Source organism: Sphingomonas desiccabilis (genome assembly GCF_004135605.1).
GTDB classification, from domain to species: domain Bacteria; phylum Pseudomonadota; class Alphaproteobacteria; order Sphingomonadales; family Sphingomonadaceae; genus Sphingomonas; species Sphingomonas desiccabilis.
On record NZ_SDPT01000002.1, the window covers coordinates 1,145,970 to 1,156,372 of the forward strand.

General features: G+C 68.0%; 9 protein-coding genes. 6 read left to right on the forward strand and 3 right to left on the reverse strand.

Annotated features, from left to right (window positions below; all coding sequences use genetic code 11):
• The first annotated feature begins 13 nt into the window (after positions 1-13).
• Positions 14-691 (forward strand): HPP family protein, encoded by a 678-nt coding sequence (locus tag EO081_RS13575; protein WP_129342409.1) that lies wholly within the window; start codon positions 14-16, stop codon positions 689-691.
• 137 nt (positions 692-828) lie between these two features.
• Here EO081_RS13575 and trhO read toward each other — a convergent pair whose 3' ends face one another.
• Entirely contained in the window at positions 829-1,791 is a 963-nt protein-coding gene (gene trhO / locus EO081_RS13580) for an oxygen-dependent tRNA uridine(34) hydroxylase TrhO (protein ID WP_240697671.1), read from the reverse strand.
• Between the two features lie 159 nt (positions 1,792-1,950).
• Between trhO and EO081_RS13585 the strand changes: the two genes are divergently transcribed.
• Positions 1,951-3,117 (forward strand): isovaleryl-CoA dehydrogenase, encoded by a 1,167-nt coding sequence (locus EO081_RS13585; RefSeq protein WP_129342411.1) that lies wholly within the window; start codon positions 1,951-1,953, stop codon positions 3,115-3,117.
• Positions 3,118-3,253: 136 nt separating this feature from the next.
• Positions 3,254-4,855: a carboxyl transferase domain-containing protein gene (locus tag EO081_RS13590; RefSeq protein WP_129342412.1), complete on the forward strand. Its 1,602-nt coding sequence runs from the start codon at positions 3,254-3,256 to the stop codon at positions 4,853-4,855.
• Between the two features lie 32 nt (positions 4,856-4,887).
• Here the strand turns inward: EO081_RS13590 and EO081_RS13595 are convergent, their stop codons facing one another.
• On the reverse strand, positions 4,888-5,217 hold the full coding sequence (locus tag EO081_RS13595) for a GIY-YIG nuclease family protein (protein ID WP_183947949.1): 330 nt from the start codon (positions 5,215-5,217) through the stop codon (positions 4,888-4,890).
• Positions 5,218-5,393: 176 nt separating this feature from the next.
• On the opposite strand from EO081_RS13595, the gene EO081_RS13600 reads away from it, so the two are divergent.
• The 3 genes from EO081_RS13600 to EO081_RS13610 are packed head-to-tail and all read left to right on the forward strand — an operon-like array spanning position 5,394 to position 8,586.
• A complete protein-coding gene (locus EO081_RS13600; protein ID WP_129342413.1) occupies positions 5,394-7,304 on the forward strand; it encodes an acetyl/propionyl/methylcrotonyl-CoA carboxylase subunit alpha in 1,911 nt (636 codons plus the stop codon).
• Positions 7,304-7,756, forward strand: coding sequence for a MaoC family dehydratase (locus tag EO081_RS13605; RefSeq protein ID WP_129342414.1), 453 nt, complete (start codon positions 7,304-7,306; stop codon positions 7,754-7,756). Before EO081_RS13600 ends, EO081_RS13605 begins: the two co-directional genes overlap by 1 nt.
• Positions 7,753-8,586 (forward strand): HpcH/HpaI aldolase/citrate lyase family protein, encoded by an 834-nt coding sequence (locus tag EO081_RS13610; RefSeq protein ID WP_129342415.1) that lies wholly within the window; start codon positions 7,753-7,755, stop codon positions 8,584-8,586. The genes EO081_RS13605 and EO081_RS13610 overlap by 4 nt, the downstream gene beginning before the upstream one ends.
• On the opposite strand, the gene EO081_RS13615 is transcribed toward EO081_RS13610, so the two are convergent.
• Positions 8,583-9,851 carry a 3-phosphoshikimate 1-carboxyvinyltransferase gene (locus EO081_RS13615; RefSeq protein WP_129342416.1) on the reverse strand — a complete coding sequence of 423 codons (1,269 nt, stop codon included), beginning with the start codon at positions 9,849-9,851 and terminating at the stop codon, positions 8,583-8,585. The two genes, EO081_RS13610 and EO081_RS13615, sit on opposite strands and share 4 nt — an antisense overlap.
• Between the last annotated feature and the right edge of the window lie 552 nt (positions 9,852-10,403).

The following is a 10,403-nucleotide window of genomic DNA, read 5'->3' on the forward strand; positions in this document are numbered from 1 at the left end:
ACAGGTCGCCGTGATGCGCCGTTTCTTTGTCCCCATTCTCGCCGGCGGCACGCTGCCGGATCGTCTGTTTGCCTGTCTGGGCGCGGTGTTCGGCATCGCCTTGACCGGCGCGATCAGCGTCTGGTTCCTGGGCGACATGGGCTCGCTGCCGCTGCTGGTGGCACCGATGGGCGCGGCGGCGGTGCTGGTGTTCGTGGTACCGGCGAGTCCGCTCGCCCAGCCTTGGTCGGTGGTCGGCGGCAACATCGTCTCGGCACTGGTGGGGGTGACGGCGGCGCGGTTCATTCCCGTGCCGCACCTGGCAGCGGGCGTCGCGGTCGGCGGTGCGATCCTGGCGATGTCGCTGCTGCGTTGCCTGCACCCGCCGGGCGGGGCGGCGGCGCTGACGGCGGTGGTCGGCGGACCGGTGGTGGTGACGGCCGGCTATGGCTTCGCGCTGGTACCGGTGGGGCTGAATGCCGTGTTGCTGATGCTGGCGGGTGTCGCCTTTCACCGCCTGTCGGGGCACTCCTATCCGCATCGGCCGGTGCCGGTTGCACCAGCGGCTGCCGACACCGTGCCACATCCGGAAGATCTCGACCGCGCACTCGAAGATCTGGGCGAGACGTTCGACGTCACCCGCGAGGACCTCGACCTCCTGTTCCGCCGGATGGAGCATCACGCGAAAGAACGCCGCACACGGGGCGGGTGAGCTCCCAACAACGTTCCTCGTACCCGGGCGCAGGCCGGGGTACGGATGGGGAGGCCTTTGCGGTGTCGCGCAATCCAGCGACGGCACCGCAACTGGGCCCCGGCCTTCGCCGGGGTACAGGATCGCTGGTCTGGGCTCTACGCCCGATCGGCAGCTTCTACGCCGCGATCCGAAATTGTCGCGCCGACATGCTCCTCGCCGCGCGCTTCGGCGAGCTTCTCCTGGCGGTGGCGTTCGGCATAGCGGGCACGGTCTTCGTCGCTGCGCTGGTGGTAGCAGGCGGGGCAGCTGACGCCTTCCTCGTAGAGCGGCGAGCCTTGGTCGGCGACGCTCACCGGCATGCGGCAGGCGTGGCACAGCGCGTGGCTGCCCGGCGCGAGGGCGTGGCCGACCGCGACGCGCTGGTCGAACACGAAGCACTCGCCGTTCCAGCGGCTGTCCGCCTCCGGCACCTCCTCCAGATATTTCAGGATGCCGCCCTTGAGGTGGTAGACCGCGTCCACCCCCTCGGCGCGGAGCAGCGCGGTGGCTTTTTCGCAGCGGATGCCGCCGGTGCAGAACATCGCCACCTTGGACTTGCCGGCGAGCAGCGTGTCGCGATGGTCGCGGAACCAGCTGGGGAAGTCGCGGAAGCTGTCGGTCGCGGGATCGATCGCGCCCTGGAAGGTGCCGACCGCGACCTCATAGGCGTTGCGCGTGTCGATCAGCACCACCTCCGGATCGGCGATCAGCGCGTTCCAGTCCTCCGGCGCGACATAGGTGCCGACCTGGCCGACGGGATCGACGTGCGGCTCGCCCATTGTCACGATCTCGCGCTTCAGCCGCACCTTCATGCGGTGGAAGGGCATGGTCGCCGCGCGCGATTCCTTGTGCTCCAGCGCGGCGCAGCCCGGCAGCGCGCGGATCGCCGCCAGCGCGCTGTCGATCGCCGCGTCGGTGCCGGCGATGGTGCCGTTGATCCCCTCCGGTGCGAGCAGCAGCGTGCCCTTCACCCCCAGGCTGCAGCACGTCTGCGCCAGTGGCCCGCGCAGCGCGGCGGGATCGTCGAAGGTGGTGAAACGGTAGAGCGCGACGACGCGGATCGGCAGGGGATCGGACACGGGATTTCTCGAAAGGGGGAGACGCCGCGGCTGTAGAGCATCGGGCCGGCGCTCGCCAGCAGCGCCGCGCCGCTTTTCGGCTGTTTCACCCACGCGCAACTTTCGTTCGCGAAAAGCCATGCTACACTCGCGCAAAACAGAACAGATGGAGAGGCCGTTTTGACCCCGGACTTCGACTTCGCGCTCGGCGAGATGGCCGAGGCGATCCGTGACACGACGCGTCGCTTCGCGAGCGACCGCATCGCGCCGCTTGCCGCGCGGGTGGATGCGGAGGACTGGTTTCCGCGCGATCTTTGGCCGGCAATGGGTGAGCTCGGTCTGCACGGCATCACCGTCGAGGAGGAGTTCGGCGGGCTGGGCCTGGGCTATCTCGAGCATGTCGTCGCGGTCGAGGAAGTCAGCCGCGCCTCCGCCTCGGTCGGGCTGAGCTATGGCGCGCACTCCAACCTGTGCGTCAACCAGATCCGCCGCTGGGGCAATGCCGAGCAGAAGGCGAAGTATCTGCCCAAGCTGGTGTCGGGCGAACATGTCGGCAGCCTGGCGATGTCGGAGGCGGGCGCCGGCTCCGACGTGGTGTCGATGAAGCTGCGGGTCGAGGCGGTCGACGGCGGCTTCCGCCTGAATGGCACCAAGTTCTGGATCACCAACGCCGCCTATGCCGACACGCTGGTGGTCTATGCCAAGACGGGCGAGGGGAGCCGCGGCATCACCGCCTTCCTGATCGAAAAGGACATGGCCGGCTTCTCGATCGGGCAGAAGATCGACAAGATGGGCATGCGCGGCAGTCCCACTGCGGAGCTGGTGTTCAACGACTGTTTCGTGCCTGAAGAAAACGTGATGGGACCGCTCAACGGCGGCGTCGGCGTGCTGATGTCGGGGCTCGACTATGAGCGCGCGGTGCTGGCGGGCATCCAGCTCGGCATCATGCAGGCGTGCCTCGACGTGGTGCTGCCGTTTGTGCGCGAGCGGCGCCAGTTCGGCCGGCCGATCGGCGAATTCCAGCTGATGCAGGCCAAGGTCGCCGACATGTACGTCGCGCTCAATTCGGCGCGGGCGTACGTCTATGCGGTGGCGCGCAGCTGCGACGCCGGGCGGACGACCCGCTTCGATGCGGCGGGCGCGATCCTGCTGGCGAGCGAGAATGCGGTAAAGGTCGCGCTGGAGGCGATCCAGGCGCTGGGCGGCGCGGGCTATACCAAGGACTGGCCGGTCGAGCGTTTTCTGCGAGATGCCAAGTTGCTGGATATCGGCGCGGGGACGAACGAGATCCGGCGGATGCTGATCGGGCGCGAGCTGGTCGGCAACAACCCGCCGGTGGCGCAGTGAGGATGGCTGGCCGTCGCCTCCACCGCTGCCGTCACCCCGAACTTGTTTCAGGGTCCATCTCTCCGCTGGAGACGTCCGCGCTTGTGGCACGATGGATGCTGAAACGAGTTCAGCATGACGGCGGGGAGACGCGCCAGTGAGCGCGCCCGTCCTCTCCACCAACGTCGCGCCGGATAGCGACACCTTCCGAGCCAATGCCGCGCACAACCGCGCGCTCGCCGAGCGGCTACGCGCTGATGTCGCAACCGCGGCCCTCGGCGGTAGCGAGCGGTCTCGCGAGCGCCACACCGCCCGCGGCAAGCTGCTGCCGCGCGAGCGCGTCGAGCGGTTGCTCGATCCCGGCTCGCCGTTCCTGGAGATCGGCCAGCTTGCCGCGCACGACCTCTACGGCGGCGAGGTGCCGGGTGCCGGGGTGATCGCCGGCATCGGCCGCGTGTCGGGCCGGCAGGTGATGATCGTGTGCAACGACGCGACGGTGAAGGGCGGGACCTATTACCCGCTCACCGTCAAGAAGCATCTGCGCGCGCAGGAGATCGCCGAGGCCAACCGGCTGCCGTGTATCTACCTGGTCGACAGTGGCGGCGCGAACCTGCCGCACCAGGCGGAGGTGTTTCCGGACCGCGACCACTTCGGCCGCATCTTCTTCAACCAGGCAAACATGTCGGCGCTCGGCATTCCGCAGATCGCCTGCGTGATGGGCAGCTGCACCGCGGGCGGCGCCTATGTGCCCGCCATGTCGGACGAGAGCGTGATCGTGCGCAACCAGGGCACGATCTTCCTCGCCGGCCCGCCGCTGGTGAAGGCGGCGACGGGCGAGGAGATCAGCGCCGAGGAACTGGGCGGGGCGGAGACGCACGGCCGCACCTCCGGCGTGGTCGACCATGTCGCCGAGAACGACGAGCATGCGCTGACGATCGTGCGCGACATCGTCTCGACGCTCCCGCCCCCCACCGGGGCGAGCGTCAACCGCCAGCCGCCGCGCCCGCCCAGGCACGACCCGCAGGAACTCTACGGCATCGTGCCGCAGGACGTGCGCGCGCCGTACGATGTGCACGAGGTGATCGCGCGGCTGGTCGACGGCAGTGAGTTCCACGCGTTCAAGCCGCTCTACGGCAGCAGCCTGGTGTGCGGTTTTGCGCATATCTGGGGCCAGCCGGTTGCGATCCTCGCCAACAACGGCGTGCTGTTCAGCGAAAGTGCTGTGAAGGGTGCGCACTTCATCGAGCTCGCCTGCCAGCGGCGGGTGCCGTTGCTGTTCCTCCAGAACATCTCCGGCTTCATGGTCGGCGGCAAGTACGAGGCGGAGGGGATCGCCAAGCACGGCGCCAAGCTGGTGACCGCGGTCGCCACCGCGTCGGTGCCGAAGATCACGGTGCTGATCGGCGGCAGCTTCGGGGCCGGCAACTACGGCATGTGCGGGCGCGCCTACTCGCCCAGGTTCCTGTTCAGCTGGCCCAACAGCCGTATCAGCGTGATGGGCGGCGAGCAGGCGGCGAGCGTGCTCGCCACCGTCCACCGCGATGCCGATCGCTGGTCGCCGGAGGAAGCCGAAGCGTTCAAGGCGCCGATCCGCGAGAAGTACGAGCACGAGGGCAACCCATGGCACGCGACCGCGCGGCTGTGGGACGACGGCATCGTCGATCCGGTGCAGACGCGCGACGTGCTCGGGTTGGCACTGGCGGCTACGCTGGAGGCGCCCATTCCAGAGACGCCGCGCTTCGGCGTGTTCCGGATGTGAGCGTGCTCTGCAATCGTCGCCCTGAACTCGTTTCAGGGCCTACCCCGCCGCGGTCGTGGAGCCAGCGGCGGCAGACCGATGCCGGGGGCCAGGTCATGCCAGTCCGGGTTCTCGGACTCGATCAGGTTGATCTTCCAGTTGCGATGCCACCGCTTCAGCTGCTTTTCGCGGCCGATGGCGCTCGGCATGTCTTCGCACAGCTCGTATCGCACGAGGCGGTGGACTGCATAGACGGAGGTGAACCCCGCGTGGTCTCCGCTACGATGTTCGTGAAGGCGTCGCACCAAATCGCTGGTCACGCCGATGTAGAGCGTGCCCAGCGGCCGGCTGGCCAAGATGTAGACGCAGGGCTGTTTGGACATCGCCAACAACGTAGCACCGCGCGTGGGGAGACATGGATGCTGAAACAAGTTCAGCATGACGGAGAGGGGCCCATTAGCCGCTCCGCCTTCGCCGCCGTCGCCGCGCGTGGCGCGCGCGCCCTTCACCAGCCTGCGGCTGGTCCCCCTCCCCGTGCCGGGGAGGAGCAGGAGTTTTGATGATTCAGTCTCTTCTCATCGCCAACCGGGGCGAGATCGCGTGCCGGATCATCGGCACGGCGCGACGGCTGGGGATCCACACCATCGCCGTTTATTCGGAAGCGGACGCTGACGCCCGGCACGTGCGGCTGGCGGATGCGGCGATGGCCATCGGGCCGGCGGCGGCGCGCGAGAGCTATCTGGTGGGCGAGCGCATCCTCGCCGCCGCGCGGGAGAGCGGGGCGGAGGCGATCCATCCCGGCTATGGCTTCCTGTCCGAGAACGCCGACTTCGCCGAGGCGGTGGTCGCGGCCGGGCTGGTCTGGATCGGGCCCAACGCGGCGAGCATCCGCGCGATGGGGCTGAAGGACGCCGCCAAGCAGCGGATGATCGACGCCGGCGTGCCGGTGACGCCGGGGTATCTGGGCGAGGACCAGAGCGCCGAGCGGCTGGCGGCCGAGGCGCAGGCGATCGGCTATCCGGTGCTCATCAAGGCGGTGGCCGGCGGCGGCGGCAAGGGGATGCGGCGCGTCGACGACGCCGCCCACTTCGCCGAACTGCTCCAGTCATGCCGACGCGAAGCGGCCTCGGCCTTCGGCGACGACCGCGTGCTGATCGAGAAGTACATCCTCTCTCCGCGCCATATCGAGGTGCAGGTGTTCGGCGACACCCACGGCAATGTCGTCCACCTGTTTGAGCGCGACTGTTCGCTCCAGCGTCGCCACCAGAAGGTGATCGAGGAAGCGCCGGCGCCCGGGATGGATTCGGCCACGCGCGAGGCGCTGTGCGCGGCCGCGGTGCGCGCGGCAAAGGCCGTCGACTATGTCGGCGCCGGCACCATCGAGTTCATCGCCGACGGATCGGAAGGCCTGCGCGCCGACCGCATCTGGTTCATGGAAATGAACACGCGGCTGCAGGTCGAGCACCCGGTGACGGAGGAGATCACCGGGCAGGATTTGGTCGAGTGGCAGCTGCGGGTGGCATCGGGCGAGCCGCTGCCCAAGCGGCAGGACGAACTGAGCATCGACGGGTGGGCGATGGAGGCGCGGCTCTATGCTGAGAACCCGGCGACCGGCTTCCTGCCTTCGACCGGGCGCCTGGACCATCTCGACCTGCCACAGACGGTCCGCATCGAGACGGGCGTTGAGGCTGGCGATACGATCTCGCCCTACTATGACCCGATGATCGCGAAGCTGGTCGCATCCGCTCCCAGCCGCAGCGAGGCGATCGCCGCGCTGGCGGACGCGTGCGAGGATGTGGAGTGCGAGCCGGTGCGGACCAACGCCTGGTTCCTGAAGCGGCTGCTCGATGCGCCGAAGTTTCAGGAGGGCGATGTCACCACCGGCTTCATCGCCGCGCATCTGGAGGCGCTGTGCGCAGCACCCGTGCCGTCGGATGCGCTGCTGCAATACGCCGCCGATGATCTGGCCTTTGACGAAGCGCATGTTCCAGGCGGCTGGGACAACCCCGCGCGTGAATTCCTGCAGGGGCGGTTCGGGTTTCGGCTCAATGCCCCGCAACGGCGCACGGTGCGCATGCTGGTCGACGGCGCGCCCTCCGAGGTCGTCGTGGAGGACCATGCTCTCTGGTTCGACACCATGCGCAGCAGCGTGACGGACGGCAGCGCCCGGACCTATTTCGAAGCGGGAGCCGCCTTCACAGTCGCTCCCTATCGCGTGGAGGGTGCGCGCGGCGGTGCCGGCGGCGACGGCGCGCTGCTCGCGCCCATGCCCGGGCGCATCACTGCCGTGGAGGTCGGTGCGGGCGACCTCGTTATCAAGGGACAGCGGCTCATGACGCTGGAGGCAATGAAGATGGAGCACGGGCTGGTCGCGCCGTTCGACGGGACGATTGCCGAGTTGCCGGCAGCAGCGGGTGCACAGGTGCGCGAAGGCTCGCTGCTGGTGCGCGTCGAGCGGGAGGAGGGCTGATGGCGGGACGTTTCTACGACCAGTGGAAGGTGGGCGACCGCCTGGTCCACGACATCCGCCGTACCGTGACCGAGACCGACAACCTGCTGTTCTCGACCATGACCCACAATCCGCAGCCACTGCACCTCGATGCCGAGGCGGCGCGCGCGTCGGAGTTCGGCCAGATCCTCGTCAACGGCACCTTCACCTTCGCGCTGATGGTGGGGCTGTCGGTGGGCGACACGACGCTCGGCACCCTGGTCGCGAACCTGGGCTACGACAAGCTGATCCACCCGCAGCCGGTGTTCCTGGGCGATACGCTGCGCGCCGAGACCGAGGTGGTGGAGCTGCGCGACAGCCGCTCGCGGCCGGACGCGGGGATCGTCACCTTCCGCCACCAGCTGTTCAACCAGCGCGACGCGGTGGTGTGCGACTGCCTGCGCGCGGCGCTCTTGCGGCGGACCGGGTCGTGAGGCTGCGCTCGCTGCTGTTCGTCCCCGCCGACCGGCCCGATCGCTTTGCCAAGGCGGCGGGAAGTGGCGCCGACGCAATCATCCTCGACCTGGAGGACTCGGTGCATCCACACGCCAAGGATGCGGCCGCACGAGAGGTTGCGGCATTCCTGAGCCAGTCGGCGAGCGGTGTCCTGCGGCTGGTGCGCATCAATCCGCTGGATTCCGGCCGCCTGGATGCCGACCTTGCCGCCGCCCGAAGGGCCGACGGCATCGTGCTGCCCAAGGCAGAGGGCGCGGCGAGCATCCGGCAGCTCGTGGCGCAGCTTGGAAGCGAAGGCCCTCCGGTTCTTCCGATCGCGACGGAGACGCCGGCCGCGATCTTCTCGCTCGGCAGTTATTCGGAAGTCGCGGACCATCTGCTCGGGATCAGCTGGGGCGCGGAGGACCTGCCGGCAGCGATCGGCGCCGCTACCGCTCGCGAGGGCGACGGGCGCTACACGCCTCCCTACGAAATGGTACGCGGGCTCGCGTTGTTCGGCGCACACGCGGCCGGCGTGGCGGCGCTCGACACCGTCTATCCGGCGCTGGCCGATCAAGACGGACTGGAGCGCTATGCGGCGCGCGCGGCGCGGGACGGCTTCACGGGGATGCTCGCGCTCCACCCCGCGCAGGTGCCCGTCATCAACGCCGCCTTCACGCCGACGCCGGATCAGCTTGACGAGGCGCGGGCGGTGATAGCCGCCTTCGCTGCTGAGCCGGGGGCGGGGGTGCTGCGCCACAAGGGGCGCATGCTCGACGCGCCACATCTGAAACAGGCGCAGCGCCTGCTCGCCCGCGCGGGCGCTTAGGCTCCGGCCTCCGGCACCAGCCGCACTCCCAACGCCCCCAGCGCATCCCAATAGCCGGGATAGGTCTTCGCGACGCAACCCGGATCGAGGATTCGGATCCCGTTGATCTTCAGGCCGGCGAGCGAGAAGGCCATCGCGATGCGGTGATCGGCGTAGGTCTCGATCGCCGTCGGCAACGTCTGACCGGCCAGCTCCGGATCGCCATGGACCAGCAGGTCGTCCCCCTCTTCCTCGGCGAGGCCGCTGCGGATGCGGTTGAGTTCGGTCGATAGCGCGCGAATGCGATCGCATTCCTTGACGCGCAGATTCGCGACCCCTGTGAACCGCACCGGCCGGTTGTTGAACGCGGCCAGCACGGCAAGCGTCGGTACCGCGTCCTGCATCTGCGAACCGTCGATTACGTCCGGCATGTTGGGGAAGGCAGCGATCAGCGCCTGCGCCTTTGCATCGGGTTGGCTGAAGCGATCGGGAGCTAGGCCGATGTCGATCTTGCCTCCGGTCAGGACTTCTGCCGCCCAGAGGTAGGTGGCTGCCGAGGCATCCGGCTCCACCATTGCGTCTGCCGCCCGATAGCCTGTGGCGGCGACCGTCCAGCCGGTCTGCCCCATCGGTGTGACCTGGCCCCCGAAGCTCCGCATTGCTGCAAGCGTCAGGTCGATATAGCCACGCGCGCCGATGTCGCCGCCGGCAAGCACGACCTCGACCGGACCGTTCGCGCAGGCTGCCGCGATGAGCAGTGCAGAGACATATTGGCTGGAAAGCCCCGCGTCGACGATCACTCGCCCCCCCGGGATACCCGCTCCGTCGACCCGAACCGGCGGACAACCGCTGGGGGCGTCGATCGCAACGCCCATGCGGCGCAGCGCCTCCACCAGCGGCGCGATCGGCCGTTTGCGCATATGGGCATCGCCATCCAGGATCGTGGTCCCCTGGATCGTGGCGGCAGCGGCGGTCAGGAAGCGCATCGCCGTTCCCGCATTGCCCAGGAACAGCGGCTCGGCAGAAGGCTGCAAGGTGCCGGAGGCGGTCACGACAAAGCTGGTCGCATCAGGCTCCCGGACGTCTACCCCCAGCATGCGCAGTGCCGCCGCCATGTGTTTCGTGTCGTCGCTTTTGAGCGCCCCGGTAAGCCGGCTGGTGCCACGCGCCAGTGCTGCGATCAGCAACATGCGATTGGTGATCGACTTCGAACCCGGCAGCACCAGGCGCCCGCGAAGCGGCGCCTTTGGCGGAACGATGGTCAGTGCGGAGGCGGGGTTGGTCATGGATCGTTTCACTCGTGCGCGGCGGATAGCAGGCAGATCACGCGTGGAGCGCCGATAGGCAAGGGGAGAGGTCCCCCGGCAGACACCCCGAACGGCGATGATTCGGCCCGGCTAACCGTCCCAACGGGCCGTGCGGCTGCGGAAAATCGTACCATTTCTGCGGTTTGCACGATTTTACGCAACATTTTTGAAAAATGGGTTTGACGGGTGTGGAGAGTGCGTCTAGAGACCCGTTCACCGCAGCGGCGCACCGAACGGAGCGCTTGCTGGGGTCGCGAAAAACCTGGTGCTGAGCGCCTCTTGAAAGAGGGGTTTGCTGGAGCGCCGGCGTTTTGTTCTTTGACATTGTTGGTTAAGATGAAGGGACATGTGGGCGGCGGCTCCGGTCTGCCACGTTTTCAAGGCGTGGTGTGGTCGGTTAAAGCTAAGCCAGTTCATGTGTCCTATTACATATCCACAGTATATGTGATGTGCAGGAATTGGCTCCTTGAAGTGAGCTGCTTGATCCTCGTTATTCCGCGGGGATTGGGTGGAACATCAAACTTGAGAGTT